We start from the raw sequence: 17160 nt of genomic DNA, 5'->3' as shown, positions 1-17160 counted from the left end.
TCAATTCCGAATCAAAATCAACAAGACTGTAACTGCTGCAAAGACGACTACCACCATGGTATCGCGCAAATGCCAATCCAATTTCCGATATTTTGTCCGACCTTCACCCCCAGAGTAGCCTCGTGCTTCCATGGCAGTTGCTAGATCTTCCGCACGGTTAAAACTAGAAACAAACAATGGGATTAAAAGCGGGATAATAGCTTTCATCTTTTGAACTAAGTTGCCTTCGCCAAAATCAACACCACGAGCCCGCTGTGCATTCATAATTTTCTCCGTCTCGTCCATTAACGTTGGTACAAAACGCAACGCAATTGAAAGCATTAAACTAACTTCATGAACAGGAAAATGCACAACATTTAAAGGGCGCAAAATATATTCAATGGCATCTGATAACTCCAACGGCGCTGTCGTTAACGTCAATAAGGTTGACATAAAAATGATCAAAATAAAACGGCAGAAAATGAAAGCACCATTTAGCAATCCGTAATCGGTCACCGTAAAGACCCACCAATGCCACAAGACATTCCCACCCGTGGTAAATAGGACTTGCAACAAGACAGTAAATAAAATCAACCAAATTAAAGGTTTTACACCGCGAATAAAAAAGGAAAGCTTAACTTTGGAAAGCGCAACACAGCCTAAGGTAAACAGTGCCAAAAAGGCATAGCTCTGCCAATTATTAGCAAAGAAAATAACTGCGATAAAGTAAAAACTAGCAATTAGTTTCGCCCGCGGATCTAAACGATGAATCAAAGAATCTCCTGGGATATAGCGACCAAAAATCAGTTTATTCATCATTTTTTGCCACCTCCTGCCAATAGCATATCTGCTAACTCTTCAGCAGTAATTGGCAAACGATCAAAATGCATCCCTTTTTCTTGTAACCGCAAAGCAAAATCTGTCGCCATCGGCACGCCAATTTGTTTTTCTTGTACCCATTTAACATCTTGAAAAACATCTACAGGCCGACCTGATTTTACTAAGGCACCTTTTTCCAATACATATACGTAATCAGCAAAATTTGCGACATCATCCATCAAGTGGGTAACTAGAACAATTGCAATATTTTTTTCTTGGTGTAGTCGCAAAAACATCTCCATCATATCTTTACGCCCTTTGGGATCAAGCCCTGCTGTTGGTTCATCTAAGACTAAGACTTCTGGTTCCATCGCTAAGACCCCTGCAATTGCCACTCGCCGCATTTGACCACCGGATAGATCAAATGGTGAGCGCTCCATGTAAGAGGCGTCTAAGCCAACTAAATCGAGGTATTCTTCAGCCAAAGCTTTCGCGGCTTCTTCTGAGACACCAAAATTTTTCGGCCCAAAAGCAATATCTTTGGCGACTGTTTCTTCAAAGAGTTGTGCTTCGGGAAATTGAAAAACTATACCTACTTTTTTGCGAATTGGTTTTAAATTTTTATTATCTGTCGTAGCGATAATTTTACGGTCTCCAATTGTAACTGCGCCGCTAGTGGGCTTTAATAAGGCATTTAAATGCTGCAATAAAGTTGATTTACCGCTCCCGGTATGACCAACAATGGCAGTATACGATCCTGTGGCAATTTCTAAATCAATATCATACAAAGCGCGTTGTTCAAATGGTGTCCCCGGTTGATAGGTAAAGCCTACTTGTTCAAAACGGATGTCCATAACCACTCCACCATCCCTTCTTCAGTCAAGTATTCAGCAGGTACAGCAACGCCCCGCTCTTTTAAGGCCGCTTTTAATTTTTCAGGGAAAGGTAAATCTAAACCTAGTTCAATTAATTTTTCGCCAGCAGAAAAAATTTCAGCCGGGCTTCCTTCTTTTACCAATTTTCCTGCTTGCATTACTAAAATTCGGTTTGCGTTGGCCGCTTCGTCAATATCATGGGTAATGGATAAAACCGTCAAATTATTTTGATCTTTAATTTTTTTGATGGTCGCAATAACTTCTTCTCTACCTTCTGGATCTAGCATGCTGGTCGCTTCATCTAAAATGATAATATCTGGACGCAGTGCTACCACACCAGCAATGGCTACCCGTTGCTTTTGGCCTCCGGATAAACGCGCGGGTTCTCTTTGTTTGAAGTCGCTCATACGGACCTGCTCTAGCGCATCTGTCACCCGTAATAACATCTCTTCACGAGGAATTCCTTGATTTTCCAGTCCAAAGGCGACATCGTCTTCAACCGTTGAGCCAACAAATTGATTATCAGGGTTTTGAAAAACCATTCCTACCATACGGCGAATGTCCCAAACGTTCTCTTCATTTAATAAATTCTTACCGACTGTAACGCTTCCTTGTTGTGGCAACAGCAAGCCGTTAATTGTTTTAGCCAAAGTAGATTTACCAGAACCGTTATGGCCCACGATTGCAACCCACTCGCCTTTTTTGATACTAAAGCTAACACCATCTAGTGCATTTCTTTCAGCTTCTGGATCGTAGCTGAATTTAATATCTACAAGTTCAATAATATCTTCCATGCCGACTCCTGTCCTTTAATCCTTAGTCTTGTTCACAAAATGAACATTTACTGGTAAAAAAGCTGATTTGAAAGCTTTTCCTACTAAATTTAGCAGAAAATAAGGGCAAATACAAATTGTTATCACTGAATGTCTCCTAAACAATCTTTCATTTTTTTAACTGTTAAAAAATAATTTAGGAGGCATTCTGTTTTAAAACTGTCTTGACAGTAAATTTTGGGTAAAAAAAAAGCACTTTATGATGAGTGCCTGCCCCTTAGTAAAACTAAGGGGCGGCGCTGAGCTAGACTCGGAATTTACTTCCAACATCATAACACTCTAAAGGACATCGATAAAGTGATGAAAAGTGTGATATTAAACAAGTTCTAGGATAACCATTGGTGCTGCATCGCCGCGTCTTGGTTCTGTCTTCAAGATGCGAGTGTAGCCACCTTGGCGTTCTGCGTAACGAGGAGCGATATCGTTAAATAGCTTTTGTAAAGCTGATTCAATAACGATTTCTTCGTTTTCTTCCCGTACACTTGCTACTTCGTTACGTACGAAAGCAGCAGCTTGACGACGGGCATGCAAATCGCCGCGTTTACCTAAAGTGATCATTTTTTCAGCAGTTGAACGAACTTCTTTAGCACGAGCTTCAGTCGTTACGATACGTTCGTTGATCAATAAATCAGTTGTTAAATCACGCAACATCGCTTTACGTTGGCTAGATGTGCGTCCTAATTTGCGGTAACTCACGTGGAATTCCCTCCTTTTTGATTCTGCGACTATTAGTCGTCTTTACGTAATCCTAAACCAAGATCGTGTAATTTAGCTTTCACTTCTTCAAGTGATTTACGGCCTAAATTACGCACTTTGATCATTTCTGGTTCAGATTTGTTGGTTAATTCTTGTACTGTATTGATGCCAGCACGTTTCAGACAGTTATATGAACGAACAGACAAGTCTAATTCTTCGATTGTCATTTCTAACATTTTTTCTTTTTGTGTTTCTTCTTTTTCAATCATGATTTCAGCATTTTTAGCTTCATCAGTTAGATTCACAAAAATATCCAAATGTTCAGTCATGATTTTCGCAGCTAAACTCATCGCTTCCATCGGCATGATAGAACCGTCAGTCCAAATTTCCATCGTCAATTTATCAAAATCGTCACGACGGCCAACCCGTGTGTTTTCTACTTGGTAGTTAACACGATTCACTGGTGTGTAAATTGAATCAACTGGGATAACACCGATTGGCATATCTTCCCGTTTGTTTTCATCAGCTTGCACATAACCACGACCAGGTCGAACAGTCAAGCGGGCATGAAAAGTAGCCCCTTCAGAAACGCTACAAATATACATATCTTTGTTTAAAATTTCTACATCACTGTCAACGATAATGTCACCAGCAGTAACAGTCGCTGGACCGGTAATGTCGATTTCAAGGGTTTTTTCTTCTTGCGTGTACATCTTAAGAGCAAGACCTTTGATATTCAAAATGATTTGTGCGACATCTTCGCGCACACCTTTGACGGTGGAGAATTCGTGTAAGACGCCATCAATTTGAATACTTGTGATCGCTGCCCCAGGCAATGAAGATAATAAAATACGACGTAGGGAATTGCCTAAAGTAGTCCCATAACCTCTTTCTAGAGGCTCAACGATGAACTTGCCATAATCTTTTTCTTCATCAATTTTTGCAACTCTTGGTTTTTCGAATTCAATCATTCTTATCTTTTACCCCTTTCAAAACGAAAAGTGTCTTGTTCAATGACGTAAAAATGTAGAAACTCAAATTGAGCAGCACTCATTAAACACGACGGCGTTTTGGAGGGCGGCATCCATTATGAGGAACTGGAGTCACGTCACGGATTGCAGTCACTTCTAGACCTGCTGCTTGTAATGAACGAATTGCTGCTTCACGTCCAGAACCAGGGCCTTTAACAGTTACATCAACTGTTCTTAATCCATGTTCCATTGCTGCTTTTGAAGCAGTTTCAGCTGCCATTTGAGCGGCAAAAGGTGTTGATTTTTTACTACCTTTAAAACCTAAAGCACCAGCAGATGACCATGCTAAAGCATTACCATGAGTATCTGTGATCATTACGATTGTATTGTTGAATGTTGAATGGATATGCGCAATACCGGTTTCAATATTCTTTTTGACACGGCGTTTACGATTCACTTTTTTTGCTACCATGAAGTTTTAACCTCCTTCACTAGATTATTATTTTTTCTTACCTGCAACTGTTTTAGAAGGACCTTTACGAGTGCGGGCGTTGTTTTTAGTGTTTTGACCACGAACTGGCAAACCACGACGGTGACGGATACCACGGTAAGAACCGATTTCCATCAAACGTTTGATGTTCAAGTTGACTTCACGACGAAGGTCACCTTCAACTTTTAATTTGTCAACTGCTGCACGGATAGCATCTGTTTGTTCATTCGTTAAGTCACGAACACGAACATCTTCAGATACGCCAGCTTCAGCTAACACTTCTTTCGCAGTAGTGTTTCCGATACCATAGATGTAAGTTAAAGAAACTACTACGCGTTTATCACGAGGAATATCTACTCCTGCAATACGTGCCATATTTTGTTACACCTCCGATTATCCTTGACGTTGTTTATGTTTTGGATTTGCTGGGCAAATCACCATAACGCGTCCTTTACGACGAATTACTTTACAATGTTCACACATTGGTTTTACTGATGGTCTTACTTTCATGATAATACCTCCTTGAAGTTTACGGAGTACAATTATTTAAAACGGTATGTGATCCGACCACGTGATAAATCGTATGGCGATAATTCTACCGTCACTTTATCACCGGGCAGGATGCGGATGTAGTGCATACGGATCTTACCTGATACCGTAGCGAGCACTTGGTGTCCGTTTTCCAATTCCACTTTAAACATTGCATTCGGCAAAGTTTCGACGACTGTACCTTCGATTTCGATAACATCTTCTTTTGCCACGCACAGTACCTCCTTGTACTTGTTTCGCTTTACACGATAAAATGGCGGAAACTTGGCGTTCCCACCTGAGATTCTCAAAACTTGCCTTTATTTAACGCTAAAGGCGGACTGACATATTCTATCATAATATATCACACTTAGCAAGAGAAAGTTTCTTTGCAAGTCGGTAGCTGTTTGCGCGTGTTACCCGATGATCTTTTGCACGTCGGCAAAGACTGCATCGATATCACGATCTCCATCAATCGACTGCAATAAACCTTGATCTTTGTAGTAACTTAAGATCGGTTCACTGCTTTTAATGTTGACAGCTAGACGATTCTTGACTGTTTCAGGTTTGTCATCTTCTCGTTGATAAAACTCATGGCCTCCACAACGATCGCAAGTGCCTTCAACTTTAGTTGGGTTGAAGATTTTGTGATACGTCGCGCCGCAATTGCGACACATATAGCGACCCGCTAAGCGTTCAACTAAGATTTCTGACGGAACATGGATTTCAACGACGGCATCTAATTTTTTTCCAAGTTCTGAAAGCATTTGATCTAATGCTTTTGCTTGATCAATTGTCCGAGGAAAACCATCTAACAAGAAGCCCTTGTCAGTATCAGGTTCTGCTAGGCGCTCTTTTACGATACCATTGGTAACTTCGTCAGGCACTAATTCACCTTTATCCATATAAGCTTTTGCTTCCAGGCCGAGAGCTGTTTCATTGGCCATAGCCGCCCGAAACATGTCACCTGTTGAAATGTGAGGAATTTGATACGCCGCAACGATTCTTTCAGCTTGCGTTCCTTTACCTGCACCAGGTAATCCCATTAATACAAGGTTCATACTAACTCCTCCTGTAAGTTTATGGTGGGGGTGTTGAGGAAGACCCTCAACACTTCACCTTCACTCTAATTGATAAAACCAGTATATTTCCGTTTCAGCATTAGACCTTCTAACTGTTTAGCAGTTTCCAGTGCAACACCGATTACGATCAATAGACTTGTACCACCCAAACCAATTGATTGTGGTAAGTTCCAGACCATTTGTGCGATGATTGGTAACAAAGCAACTAGACCTAAGAACAAAGCCCCAACTGCGCTTAAACGCATCAATAAGCGGGAGACATAATCTTCAGTACCTTTACCAGGTCGGACCGATGGAATATAACTTCCTTGCTTTTGTAAGTTTTCCGCTAATTTCTCAGGGTTAACTTGCACGAAAGCGTAAAAGAACGTAAATGCTACAATCAATAATGTATAAATCGTTGCCCCTGGCACCGTATTATAATTAAAGATTTGCATCATTACTTCATACCAACCTTCACCACGATACGAGCCGCTTAAAGCTTGTAAAATGGCATTCGGGGTAGCAATGAAAGAACTGGCGAAAATAACTGGAATAACGCCGGCAGCGTTAACTTTAAGCGGTAAGTAACTGCTTGTTGGTGCGCCAGCAACTCGTTTTGTATATTGGATCGGAATTTTACGTTCTGCTTGTTGGACATAAGTGACCAACGTGATAATTACTAAAACAGCAATTACCAGAGCAAGCATAAATAATGCCGATTTCCAAATTTCACTTGATTCGATATTAATGAAGTAATCTTCAACTAATTGTTTAATCGCATCAGGCAAACGAGAGATAATACCAGCAAAGATGATCATAGAAACCCCATTGCCGACACCTTTTTCAGTAATTTGTTCTCCCAACCACGTTACAAACATTGTACCGGCAGTTAAGATTAAACCAATTACAACAAAAGTCATCACATCTGGGTTATCCACAAAGCCAAGCTGTGTCCAAGAATTAAATCCAGCTGTAATCCCGACTGATTGAACAAAGGCTAACACCAATGTCAAAATGCGCGTAGCTTGATTTAATTTACGTCGACCTACTTCCCCTTGTTTGGACCATTCAACAAATTTTGGCACGATATCCATCTGCAACAATTGAATCACAATTGAAGCAGTAATATAAGGTGACACACCCATTGAAAAGACCGAGAAATTTTGCATCGCGCTACCACTTACCATGTTTAACATGTTTAAAAATGGTAGTTCTGCGATACTTTGCAGGCGACTAGCATCAACACCAGGAACGGTGATATGTGCTCCTAGACGAAAGACGAATAAAGCAAAAACGGTAAAGAAGATCTTTGATCTAATATCTTTAACTTTAAAAGAGTCTTTCAACAGTTTAAACATTAGATCACCTCAATTGACCCACCGTTAGCTGTGATAGCTTCTTCGGCTGTTTTTGAGAATTTAGCTGCTTTCACAGTTAATTTCTTAGTCAATTCACCGTTGCCTAAAACTTTGATTCCAGCTTTTTCGTTTTTCACGATTCCAGCTTCTACTAGAGTAACAGGTGTTACTTCAGTACCGTCTTCAAAGCGATTTAAGACATCTAAATTGATTACTGCATATTCTTTACGGTTAACGTTAGTAAAACCACGTTTTGGCAAACGACGGAATAATGGTGTTTGACCACCTTCAAAGCCTAAACGCACACCGCCACCTGAACGCGCTTTTTGACCTTTTTGTCCGCGACCAGATGTTTTACCGTTACCAGATGAAGTACCGCGACCGACGCGATTGCGTACTTGGCGTGATCCTTCTGCAGGTTGTAATTCATGAAGTTTCATAGGGTTGGCACCTCCTTAACAAGTTAAACTAAGTTTGATTAAATTTCTTCAACGTCCACTAAGTGAGAAATAGTGTTAACCATACCTTTGATTGCATCATTAGCAGGTTTCACTACAGTTGTATTCACTTTACCTAGACCCAACGCTTTAACAGTATCACGTTGGTTTTGAGGACGTCCGATAACACTGCGTTTTAAAGTAATTTTTAATTCAGCCATTATTGTTGTCCTCCTTATCCGATAATTTCTTCAACTGATTTGCCACGTAATGCAGCAACTTCTTCAGCACGTTTTAATTGAGATAAACCTTCAACAGTTGCGCGAACAACGTTGATTGGTGTGTTTGAACCTAATGATTTAGAAGTAATATCTGAAACGCCTGCTAATTCTAAGACGGCACGGACAGGTCCACCTGCAGCAACCCCAGAACCTTCAACAGCTGGCTTCATTAAAATGCGGCCACCGCCAAAGACGCCGATAACTTCATGAGGGATAGTTGTTCCCACCATAGGTACTTCAATCAAGTTTTTCTTAGCACTTTCGATCGCTTTACGGATAGCTTCTGGTACTTCTTGTGCTTTACCTGTACCAAAACCTACGTGTCCGTTTTTATCGCCAACTACAACTAAAGCTGCAAAACGCAAACGGCGTCCGCCTTTAACAACTTTTGTTACACGGTTGATCGCAACAACGCGGTCTTCTAATTCCAAATGATTTGGATCGATGTAAGTCATGAATGGTGTTCCTCCTTTTCCTAAAATTCTAGTCCATTTTCGCGCGCAGCTTCAGCTAAAGCTTGCACACGGCCATGGTAAAGGTAACCACCACGGTCAAAGACTACTTCTTTAATACCTTTAGCAGCAGCACGTTCAGCAACTAATTTACCTACGGCTTGCGCTTGTTCTGTTTTATTTCCACCTGAAATTTCTTTATCCAAGGCAGAGGCACTTGCTAGCGTTACACCCGCTACGTCATCAATAACTTGCGCGTAGATGTTTTTGTTAGAACGGAATACGTTCAAACGTGGGCACTCAGCAGTACCAGAGATTTTGTTACGGACACGGCGATGACGCTTTTGACGTGTCTTGTTTTTGTCTGGTTTTGTAATCACAATTGTCACCTCTTCTATTTGCTGGCCTAAGCCGCGAAAAGTATATAGTCATCTTCAAAAAAGGAAGATGTGAAGCCGTAATTTTCATACGGGCTTCGGCTATATCCTTTATTATTTACCAGTTTTACCTTCTTTACGGCGTACGAATTCGCCAACATAGCGGATCCCTTTGCCTTTGTAAGGTTCTGGAGGACGTACGCCACGAATGTTCGCAGCTAATTCGCCAACTACTTCTTTGTTGATTCCTTTAACGATCACTTGTGTGTTCGCAGGAACTTCGATTTCAACGCCAGCTGGCGCTTCGATCTCAACTGGGTGAGAGTAACCCACGTTTAAGACTAATTTTTTGCCTTGTAATTGGGCACGGTAACCAACCCCGATAAGTTCAAGAGCTTTTTGGAAACCTTCAGAAACACCTACGACCATGTTGTTGAAGTTGGCACGAGTTGTTCCGTGGATTGTTTTCATTTCTTTTGTGTCATTTGGACGAGTGAAAGTTACAACGTTTCCTTCGACATTCATAGTAATGTCAGCAGAAAAAGTACGTGTAAGTTCACCTTTAGGACCTTTGACTGTAATGTTGTTGCCATCTTGCTTAACTTCAACGCCAGCAGGCAATTCAACGATTTTATTACCGATACGACTCACTTAAAGACACCTCCTTGTAAAAGATTATATTACCATACGTATGCGACAACTTCGCCGCCGACATTTTTTTGACGCGCTTCTTTATCAGTGATTACACCGTCAGAAGTCGAGATAATGGCGATACCTAAACCATTTAATACTTTTGGTACTTCGTCAGCTTTAACGTAAGCACGCAAGCCTGGTTTAGAGATACGTTTCAAGTTAGTGATAACACGTTCACCGTTTTTGCCGTATTTCAGGAAGACACGGATCACGCCTTGTTTGTCATCTTCGATATATTCAACATCACGGATGAAACCTTCGTTTTTCAAGATTTCAGCGATGTCACGCTTGATTTTTGATGCAGGCACTTCTAAAGATTCGTGCTTAACCATGTTAGCATTACGAATGCGAGTTAGAAAATCTGCGATTGGATCTGTCATGACCATGGGTTCTTTACCTCCTTTATGCGAGTATTTGTTTACCAGCTAGCTTTCTTCACGCCGGGAATTTGACCTTTATAGGCAAGTTCGCGGAAGCAAATACGGCAAAGTTTAAATTTACGATAAACTGAATGTGGACGTCCGCAACGTTCGCAACGAGTGTAAGCTTGTGTTGAATGTTTAGCAGGACGTTGTTGTTTAGCAATCATTGATTTTTTAGCCACGTAGTTCGCCTCCTTTAATTATTTTTGGAATGGCATGCCTAATTGTGTCAGCAATTCATGTGATTCTTCATCAGTGTTGGCTGTTGTCACAATAACGATGTCCATCCCGCGTACTTTGTCGACCAAATCGTAATCAACTTCAGGGAAGATTAATTGTTCTTTGATACCTAAAGTGTAGTTACCGCGACCATCGAATGATTTTTTACTTACACCATGGAAGTCACGGACACGTGGTAGTGAAACACTTACCAATTTGTCTAAGAATTCATACATGCGTTCGCCGCGCAAAGTAACTTTGGCGCCGATTGGCATACCTTCACGTAAACGGAAGCCGGCAATAGATTTTTTAGCTTTTGTAATCAATGGTTTTTGACCAGCGATTAAAGTTAATTCTTCTACTGCTTTATCTAAATTTTTCGCATTTGAAACAGCATCACCCACACCCATGTTGATAACAATCTTTTCAACTTTTGGTGCTTGCATCACTGAATTATAATTGAATTTATCCATTAAAGCTGGAACTACTTCTTTTGAGTATTTTTCTTTCAGGCGGTTCATTTAGTTGCCCCTCCTTCCTTAAATTATTTATCTAAAACTTCACCGGTTTTCTTGGAAACGCGGACTTTTTTACCGTCAACTTCTTTGTAGCCAACCCGAGTAGCTTCACCGTTTGATGGGTCGATGATCATGACATTTGATACATGAATCGGAGCTTCCATTTCAACGATTCCGCCTTGCGGAGCAGCTTGAGAAGGTTTTTGGTGTTTTTTCACGATGTTAACACCTTCGACTACAACTTTATCTTTTTTCGGGAAAGCTTCTAAAACAACGCCTTCTTTGTTTTTGTCTTTACCAGTGATAACTTTGACTTTGTCGCCTTTTTTAATAAACATTACTGTTTCGCACCTCCTTTTAAAATAAGTTTTCTTATAATACTTCTGGTGCTAGGGAAACGATCTTCATGAAGTTGTTTTCACGCAATTCACGGGCAACAGGGCCAAAGATCCGAGTTCCACGAGGGCTTTTATCGTCACGGATAATTACCGCAGCATTTTCATCAAATTTAATATAAGAACCGTCAGTACGGCGCGCACCTGATTTAGTGCGGACGATGACCGCTTTGACAACGTCGCCTTTTTTGACAACCCCACCTGGCGTTGCTTGTTTAACTGAAGCAACGATCACGTCTCCGATGTTAGCAGTTTTGCGACCTGAGCCACCTAGGACTTTGATCGTCAAAATTTCACGCGCACCTGAGTTATCAGCAACTTTTAATCGGCTTTCTGATTGGATCACGGTTGTATCCTCCTTTATCGCTTTATTTATCTACCAAGTTTCAAAGTGTAATTAGATAATTACAGCTTTTTCAACGATTTCTACTAGACGGAAACGTTTAGTAGCAGATAATGGACGAGTTTCCATAATTTTCACGATATCGCCAACTTTTGCTTCGTTGTTTTCATCGTGCGCTTTGTATTTCTTAGAGTAGTTCATGCGTTTACCGTAGATAGGGTGGTTTTTCTTTGTTTCTACAACGACAGTAATGGTTTTATCCATTTTGTCAGATACCACGCGACCTTGGTAAACTTTACGTTGATTTCTTTCAGTCATACCGCTAATGGCCTCCTTCCACAATTACTTCGCTTGTTCACGCAACACAGTTTTGATGCGTGCAATCGATTTACGTACTTCTTTGATACGTGCAGTGTTTTCTAATTGACCGGTTGCTAATTGGAAACGCAAGTTGAACAATTCTTCTTTCAATTGTTTTTCCTGATCAAGCATTTCGGCAGTGGTTAATTCTCTGATTTCTTTAACCTTCATTCGATTCACCACCCATTTCCTCACGTTTTACGATCTTCGTTTTCATTGGTAATTTGTGAGAAGCAAGACGTAATGCTTCACGAGCAACTTCTTCAGGAACACCGGCGATTTCAAACATGATTTTACCGCGTTTAACTGGTGAAACCCAACCTTCAGGAGCCCCTTTACCTTTACCCATACGTACGCCAATCGCTTTAGATGTGTATGATTTATGAGGGAAAATTTTAATCCACACTTTCCCACCACGCTTCATGTAACGAGTCATAGCGATACGTGAAGCTTCGATTTGACGGTTGGTGATCCAATGTGATTCAACAGCTTGTAAGCCGAATTCACCAAAAGCAATCTCTTTACCGCCTTTTGCTTCTCCGCGCATTTTACCACGGAATTCACGACGATGTTTTACACGTTTAGGTACTAACATGTTTATTTCCCTCCTTTCTTAGTGTCTTGAGCGTTCTTTTTCGTTGGCAAGATTTCGCCACGATAGATCCACACTTTAACTCCTAATTTTCCGTAGGTAGTATCTGCTTCTTCCCAAGCGTAGTCGATATCGGCACGCAATGTATGAAGTGGAACAGTACCTTCTGAGTAGCCTTCGCTACGAGCGATATCAGCACCGTTTAAACGGCCAGATACCATTGTTTTGATCCCTTTAGCGCCTGAACGCATTGTACGTTGGATCGCTTGTTTTTGAGCGCGACGGAACGCAACCCGGTTTTCTAATTGGCGTGCAATTCCTTCACCAACTAATTTTGCATCTAAATCTGGTTTTTTAATTTCCACGATATTGATGTGGATACGTTTGCCAGTTAAGCTGTTTAATTGTTTACGTAAGTTTTCAACTTCTGAACCACCTTTACCAATTACCATACCTGGTTTAGCAGTGTGGATAGAAACGTTCACGCGGTTAGCAGCACGTTCGATTTCAACAGTAGAAACTGCAGCGTCAGCTAATTTAGTCGCGATAAACTTACGGATTTTCAAATCTTCGTGTAAGAAGTCAGCATACTCTTTTTCAGCATACCATTTTGCATCCCAGTCGCGGATGATGCCTACACGCATTCCAATTGGATGTACTTTTTGACCCACTGATTATCCCTCCTTATTTTTCTGATACGACTACAGTGATATGACTTGTACGTTTGTTGATTGGTGAAGCTGAACCTTTAGCCCGTGGACGGAAACGTTTCATTGTTGGTCCTTCGTTAACAAAGGCTTCGGAAACAACTAAGTTTTCAACATCTAAGTCAAAGTTGTTTTCTGCATTCGCAACTGCTGACATCAAAACTTTTTCGATGATTCCGGCAGCTTTATTTGGTGTGAACTTTAAGATTGCAATTGCATCAGCAACGCTTTTACCTCTAATTAAATCAATCACTAGACGAGATTTGCGAGGAGATACGCGAATTGTTTTCGCAGTTGCTTTAGCTTTTGTAATTTGTTCTGCCATGATGATATCCTCCCCTCAAATATTAACGTCTTGTTTTCTTATCGTCGGCAGCGTGCCCGCGATAAGTTCTGGTTGGTGCAAATTCACCTAATTTATGTCCTACCATGTCTTCTTGAATGTAAACTGGGACATGTTTGCGTCCGTCATAGACAGCAATCGTGAAACCGATAAAATTCGGAAAAATTGTTGAACGACGTGACCAAGTTTTGATGACTTTTTTCTTTTCGGCACCTTGTTGTGCTTCGACCTTTTTCATCAAGTGTTCATCGACGAAAGGCCCCTTCTTTAAACTACGACCCATGGTGAACCTCCTTCCAAAATGTAGACCACATGGTCAAAAACCTTATTTAGCTTTGCTACGACGTACGATAAGTTTGTCTGAAGCAGCTTTTTTATTACGTGTTTTGTAACCCAATGCAGGTTGACCCCAAGGTGATACTGGAGCTTTACGTCCGATTGGAGCTTTACCTTCACCACCACCGTGTGGGTGATCGTTAGGGTTCATTACGCTACCACGAACTGTAGGACGTTTACCCATCCAACGAGAACGACCAGCTTTACCAATGTTAATCAATTCGTGTTGTTCGTTACCAACAGAACCGATTGTTGCACGGCAAGTTGCTAAGATCATACGTACTTCGCCTGAGTTTAAGCGGATTAAGACATATTTGCCTTCTTTACCTAATACTTGAGCGCTTGTACCAGCTGAACGGATTAATTGTCCGCCTTTACCTGGTTTCATTTCGATGTTATGGATAACAGTACCAACTGGGATGTTTGCAAGTGGTAATGCATTCCCAACTTTGATATCAGCTTCTGGACCAGAAACCACTGTCATACCTACTTCTAAGCCTTTTGGAGCTAAGATGTAAGCTTTAACACCGTCTGAATAATGTACTAACGCGATGTTAGCAGAACGGTTTGGATCATACTCGATTGTTTTAACAGTAGCAACAACGTTATCTTTGTTACGTTTGAAGTCGATTACGCGGTATTGACGCTTGTGACCGCCGCCTTGGTGACGTACAGTGATACGACCGTTGTTGTTACGACCGGCATTGTTTTTCAACGGTGCCAACAAAGTTTTCTCTGGAGTGCTTGTTGTAATCTCAGCAAAATCAGAGCTTGTCATGTTACGGCGACCATTTGAGGTAGGTTTGTACTTTTTAATTGCCACGCCTGTTTCCCTCCTATTTAGTAGTAGAATTTAATGCTTATTCAGCTTCGAAAATTGTAATTTCTTTTGATGCTTCAGTTAAAGTAACGATCGCTTTGCGACGTTTCTTTGTGTATCCTGCATATTTGCCCATGCGTTTGAATTTCGGACGCACGTTCACGATATTAACGTTTTTCACTTTAACACCGTCAAAAGCAGCTTCAACTGCTTGTTTTACTAAAGTTTTGTTCGCTTTAGTGTCCACTTCGAAAGTGTATTTCTTGTCATCCATGGCAAGCATAGATTTTTCAGTGATCACTGGGCGTTTGATAACGTCTAGTAAGTTCATTATGCAAGCACCTCCTCAATTTGAGTCAGAGCAGCTTGAGTTGCTAACAATTTATCGCTTGAAACTACGTCCAATACAGATACGTTGTTTGAAGTAACAACAGTCACGTTTGGTAAGTTACGAGCTGATAAAGCAGCAAAGTCGTTGTCTGCTTCAAGTACAACTAATACTTTAGAATCAACTGACAAGTTAGCTAAAACTTGTTTGAATTCTTTTGTTTTTGGTGCGTCAAAGCTTAATGCATCAACTGCAACCATTTTGTTTTCAGCAACTTTTGCTGATAAAACAGATTTCATTGCTAAGCGACGAACTTTTTTAGGAAGTTTGTAGCTGTATGAACGTGGAGTTGGTCCAAAGACAACGCCACCGCCACGCCATTGTGGTGAACGGATTGAACCTTGACGAGCACGACCAGTTCCTTTTTGGCGCCATGGTTTACGGCCACCGCCTCGAACTGCGCTACGGTTTTTCACAGCGTGTGTTCCTTGTCGTAATGAAGCGCGTTGCATGATGATTGCATCGTAGACAACACTTTCATTTGGTTCAATTCCGAAGATTTCTTCGTTTAATGTGATTTCGCCATTTTGGCTACCATCTTGTTTAAATAATGCAATATTCGGCATTCCTAAGTTCCTCCTTCCTTAAGTTTACTTATTTTGCTTTCACAGCAGATTTAATAGTAATCAATGATTTTTTCGCGCCAGGAACGTTACCTTTGATTAGGATTACGTTACGTTCAGCATCAACACGAACAACTTCCAAGTTTTGGATTGTTACGCGGTTGCCACCCATGCGGCCTGCTAGACGTTTGCCTTTAAATACCCGGTTAGGTGCTACAGGACCCATTGAACCAGGACGACGGTGATAACGAGAACCGTGAGCCATTGGTCCGCGGCTTTGGCCGTGACGTTTGATTACGCCTTGGAATCCTTTACCTTTAGTTGTACCAGTTACATCGATGACATCTCCAGCTTCGAAAATATCAACTTTGATTTCTGATCCTACTTCTAAGCCCTCTAGCTCAACATCCTTGAATTCGCGAATGAAGCGCTTAGGAGCCGTGTTTGCTTTTGCAACATGACCTTGCGCAGGTTTGTTTGATAAAACTTCACGCATATCTTGGTAACCGACTTGAACTGCTTCATAGCCGTCGTTTTCCACTGTTTTAAGTTGTAATACTACGTTTGGAGTAGCTTCAACAACTGTTACAGGTACTAACTCACCAGATTCAGTGAAGATTTGAGTCATTCCCACTTTTTTCCCTAAGATTCCTTTGGTCATGATTACACCTCCATCTTAATTTGATTAATTATAGTTTGATTTCAATGTTAACGCCGCTTGGCAAGTCTAGCTTCATTAAAGCATCAACTGTCTTCGGTGTTGGATTCACAATGTCGATTAGACGTTTGTGAGTACGCATTTCGAATTGTTCGCGAGAATCTTTGTATTTATGAGTCGCACGAATAATTGTGTACAAGCTGCGTTCTGTTGGTAATGGAATTGGACCTGACACAGAAGCTCCAGTTCTTTTTGCAGTTTCTACGATTTTATCCGCTGATTGATCTAAAATACGATGTTCATACGCTTTTAAACGGATACGAATTTTTTGTTTTGCCATTGTTTTCCCTCCTTCGCCTATTTTGAAAAGTAGACATAGCTCCACGAAAATTTCCGTCACGCTCGTCCATGGCAAAGCGTCCGGGCGTGTCGCAACCTCTCGTTTCGTAGCCGGTAGAATAAAACCTTATCCCACCAGTGCTTTTCACACATTTGTAAGCAGCACCTTTATGATTATAGTATATCTAAGTAGTGTTGGCAAGGATTTTTTATTGATTTCATGCACTTTTCACCACTTTTTATTTGCAAAGGCTTTCATTTTAAATTTTAAAAAAGGCACCTCTAAAAAATCAGAGATGCCTTT

The 17160-nt window shown here is 41.0% G+C and carries 32 protein-coding genes; all 32 read right to left on the bottom strand.

Annotated elements, in window-relative coordinates; genetic code table 11:
* Nucleotides 1–798, bottom strand: coding sequence for an energy-coupling factor transporter transmembrane component T family protein (locus JZO76_RS06855; protein WP_206903386.1), 798 nt, complete (start codon nt 796–798; stop codon nt 1–3).
* Complete coding sequence (locus JZO76_RS06850; protein ID WP_206903385.1) at nt 795–1652, bottom strand: energy-coupling factor ABC transporter ATP-binding protein; 858 nt, start codon at nt 1650–1652, stop codon at nt 795–797. Before JZO76_RS06850 ends, JZO76_RS06855 begins: the two co-directional genes overlap by 4 nt.
* A complete protein-coding gene (locus JZO76_RS06845) occupies nt 1628–2467 on the bottom strand; it encodes an energy-coupling factor ABC transporter ATP-binding protein (protein WP_206903384.1) in 840 nt (279 codons plus the stop codon). The genes JZO76_RS06850 and JZO76_RS06845 overlap by 25 nt, the downstream gene beginning before the upstream one ends.
* A gap of 354 nt (nt 2468–2821) precedes the next feature.
* Nucleotides 2822–3202 carry a 50S ribosomal protein L17 gene (gene rplQ, locus JZO76_RS06840; RefSeq protein WP_016173543.1) on the bottom strand — a complete coding sequence of 127 codons (381 nt, stop codon included), beginning with the start codon at nt 3200–3202 and terminating at the stop codon, nt 2822–2824.
* A gap of 32 nt (nt 3203–3234) precedes the next feature.
* Nucleotides 3235–4173 (bottom strand): DNA-directed RNA polymerase subunit alpha, encoded by a 939-nt coding sequence (locus tag JZO76_RS06835; protein ID WP_071864228.1) that lies wholly within the window; start codon nt 4171–4173, stop codon nt 3235–3237.
* Nucleotides 4174–4255: 82 nt separating this feature from the next.
* A complete protein-coding gene (gene rpsK / locus JZO76_RS06830) occupies nt 4256–4645 on the bottom strand; it encodes a 30S ribosomal protein S11 (RefSeq protein ID WP_016173541.1) in 390 nt (129 codons plus the stop codon).
* Nucleotides 4646–4672: 27 nt separating this feature from the next.
* Nucleotides 4673–5038, bottom strand: coding sequence for a 30S ribosomal protein S13 (gene rpsM, locus JZO76_RS06825; RefSeq protein WP_173103860.1), 366 nt, complete (start codon nt 5036–5038; stop codon nt 4673–4675).
* 18 nt (nt 5039–5056) lie between these two features.
* A complete protein-coding gene (gene rpmJ / locus JZO76_RS06820) occupies nt 5057–5173 on the bottom strand; it encodes a 50S ribosomal protein L36 (RefSeq protein WP_002288710.1) in 117 nt (38 codons plus the stop codon).
* 32 nt (nt 5174–5205) lie between these two features.
* Nucleotides 5206–5424, bottom strand: coding sequence for a translation initiation factor IF-1 (gene infA / locus JZO76_RS06815; protein ID WP_010754744.1), 219 nt, complete (start codon nt 5422–5424; stop codon nt 5206–5208).
* A 183-nt stretch (nt 5425–5607) separates the two neighbouring features.
* Entirely contained in the window at nt 5608–6252 is a 645-nt protein-coding gene (locus JZO76_RS06810; protein WP_206903383.1) for an adenylate kinase, read from the bottom strand.
* 65 nt (nt 6253–6317) lie between these two features.
* Nucleotides 6318–7613 (bottom strand): preprotein translocase subunit SecY, encoded by a 1296-nt coding sequence (gene secY, locus JZO76_RS06805; RefSeq protein ID WP_206903382.1) that lies wholly within the window; start codon nt 7611–7613, stop codon nt 6318–6320.
* Nucleotides 7613–8053 carry a 50S ribosomal protein L15 gene (gene rplO, locus JZO76_RS06800; RefSeq protein WP_016173537.1) on the bottom strand — a complete coding sequence of 147 codons (441 nt, stop codon included), beginning with the start codon at nt 8051–8053 and terminating at the stop codon, nt 7613–7615. Before rplO ends, secY begins: the two co-directional genes overlap by 1 nt.
* Nucleotides 8054–8091: 38 nt before the next feature.
* The gene (gene rpmD / locus JZO76_RS06795) at nt 8092–8271 is read right to left on the bottom strand and encodes a 50S ribosomal protein L30 (RefSeq protein WP_071864224.1); all 180 of its coding nucleotides are present in this window, start codon (nt 8269–8271) and stop codon (nt 8092–8094) included.
* Between the two features lie 14 nt (nt 8272–8285).
* Nucleotides 8286–8786, bottom strand: coding sequence for a 30S ribosomal protein S5 (rpsE, locus tag JZO76_RS06790; protein WP_016173535.1), 501 nt, complete (start codon nt 8784–8786; stop codon nt 8286–8288).
* 20 nt (nt 8787–8806) lie between these two features.
* On the bottom strand, nt 8807–9163 hold the full coding sequence (gene rplR / locus JZO76_RS06785; protein ID WP_016173534.1) for a 50S ribosomal protein L18: 357 nt from the start codon (nt 9161–9163) through the stop codon (nt 8807–8809).
* Nucleotides 9164–9274: 111 nt separating this feature from the next.
* Nucleotides 9275–9811: a 50S ribosomal protein L6 gene (gene rplF / locus JZO76_RS06780; RefSeq protein WP_173103863.1), complete on the bottom strand. Its 537-nt coding sequence runs from the start codon at nt 9809–9811 to the stop codon at nt 9275–9277.
* Between the two features lie 29 nt (nt 9812–9840).
* Complete coding sequence (rpsH, locus tag JZO76_RS06775) at nt 9841–10239, bottom strand: 30S ribosomal protein S8 (RefSeq protein ID WP_173103864.1); 399 nt, start codon at nt 10237–10239, stop codon at nt 9841–9843.
* Nucleotides 10240–10271: 32 nt separating this feature from the next.
* A complete protein-coding gene (locus JZO76_RS06770; protein ID WP_016173531.1) occupies nt 10272–10457 on the bottom strand; it encodes a type Z 30S ribosomal protein S14 in 186 nt (61 codons plus the stop codon).
* Between the two features lie 18 nt (nt 10458–10475).
* Complete coding sequence (gene rplE / locus JZO76_RS06765) at nt 10476–11015, bottom strand: 50S ribosomal protein L5 (protein WP_206903381.1); 540 nt, start codon at nt 11013–11015, stop codon at nt 10476–10478.
* Nucleotides 11016–11038: 23 nt separating this feature from the next.
* Nucleotides 11039–11350, bottom strand: a complete 312-nt coding sequence (gene rplX / locus JZO76_RS06760; RefSeq protein ID WP_016173529.1) for a 50S ribosomal protein L24 — start codon at nt 11348–11350, stop codon at nt 11039–11041.
* 34 nt (nt 11351–11384) lie between these two features.
* Nucleotides 11385–11753 (bottom strand): 50S ribosomal protein L14, encoded by a 369-nt coding sequence (gene rplN / locus JZO76_RS06755; protein WP_016173528.1) that lies wholly within the window; start codon nt 11751–11753, stop codon nt 11385–11387.
* 51 nt (nt 11754–11804) lie between these two features.
* Complete coding sequence (rpsQ, locus tag JZO76_RS06750; protein ID WP_016173527.1) at nt 11805–12068, bottom strand: 30S ribosomal protein S17; 264 nt, start codon at nt 12066–12068, stop codon at nt 11805–11807.
* Nucleotides 12069–12092: 24 nt separating this feature from the next.
* Complete coding sequence (rpmC, locus tag JZO76_RS06745; protein WP_002288664.1) at nt 12093–12281, bottom strand: 50S ribosomal protein L29; 189 nt, start codon at nt 12279–12281, stop codon at nt 12093–12095.
* Nucleotides 12271–12705, bottom strand: a complete 435-nt coding sequence (rplP, locus tag JZO76_RS06740) for a 50S ribosomal protein L16 (protein ID WP_010742757.1) — start codon at nt 12703–12705, stop codon at nt 12271–12273. Before rplP ends, rpmC begins: the two co-directional genes overlap by 11 nt.
* A gap of 2 nt (nt 12706–12707) precedes the next feature.
* Nucleotides 12708–13373: a 30S ribosomal protein S3 gene (rpsC, locus tag JZO76_RS06735; RefSeq protein WP_206903380.1), complete on the bottom strand. Its 666-nt coding sequence runs from the start codon at nt 13371–13373 to the stop codon at nt 12708–12710.
* A gap of 13 nt (nt 13374–13386) precedes the next feature.
* Nucleotides 13387–13734, bottom strand: a complete 348-nt coding sequence (rplV, locus tag JZO76_RS06730) for a 50S ribosomal protein L22 (RefSeq protein WP_173103866.1) — start codon at nt 13732–13734, stop codon at nt 13387–13389.
* A 22-nt stretch (nt 13735–13756) separates the two neighbouring features.
* Nucleotides 13757–14035 carry a 30S ribosomal protein S19 gene (rpsS, locus tag JZO76_RS06725; protein ID WP_071864217.1) on the bottom strand — a complete coding sequence of 93 codons (279 nt, stop codon included), beginning with the start codon at nt 14033–14035 and terminating at the stop codon, nt 13757–13759.
* 42 nt (nt 14036–14077) lie between these two features.
* On the bottom strand, nt 14078–14911 hold the full coding sequence (gene rplB, locus JZO76_RS06720; protein WP_173103867.1) for a 50S ribosomal protein L2: 834 nt from the start codon (nt 14909–14911) through the stop codon (nt 14078–14080).
* Between the two features lie 37 nt (nt 14912–14948).
* Nucleotides 14949–15239: a 50S ribosomal protein L23 gene (locus JZO76_RS06715; protein ID WP_173103868.1), complete on the bottom strand. Its 291-nt coding sequence runs from the start codon at nt 15237–15239 to the stop codon at nt 14949–14951.
* Nucleotides 15239–15862 (bottom strand): 50S ribosomal protein L4, encoded by a 624-nt coding sequence (gene rplD / locus JZO76_RS06710; protein WP_206903379.1) that lies wholly within the window; start codon nt 15860–15862, stop codon nt 15239–15241. The genes JZO76_RS06715 and rplD overlap by 1 nt, the downstream gene beginning before the upstream one ends.
* A gap of 28 nt (nt 15863–15890) precedes the next feature.
* Nucleotides 15891–16520, bottom strand: a complete 630-nt coding sequence (gene rplC / locus JZO76_RS06705; protein WP_206903378.1) for a 50S ribosomal protein L3 — start codon at nt 16518–16520, stop codon at nt 15891–15893.
* Between the two features lie 28 nt (nt 16521–16548).
* Nucleotides 16549–16857 (bottom strand): 30S ribosomal protein S10, encoded by a 309-nt coding sequence (rpsJ, locus tag JZO76_RS06700; protein ID WP_002290443.1) that lies wholly within the window; start codon nt 16855–16857, stop codon nt 16549–16551.
* Nucleotides 16858–17160: the final 303 nt, after the last annotated feature.

The sequence above is a fragment of the Candidatus Enterococcus myersii genome, assembly GCF_017316025.1.
Taxonomy (GTDB): domain Bacteria; phylum Bacillota; class Bacilli; order Lactobacillales; family Enterococcaceae; genus Enterococcus_C; species Enterococcus_C montenegrensis.
Note: the sequence above shows the minus strand (reverse complement) of the source record. Positions and strands in the feature narration are given on the sequence as shown.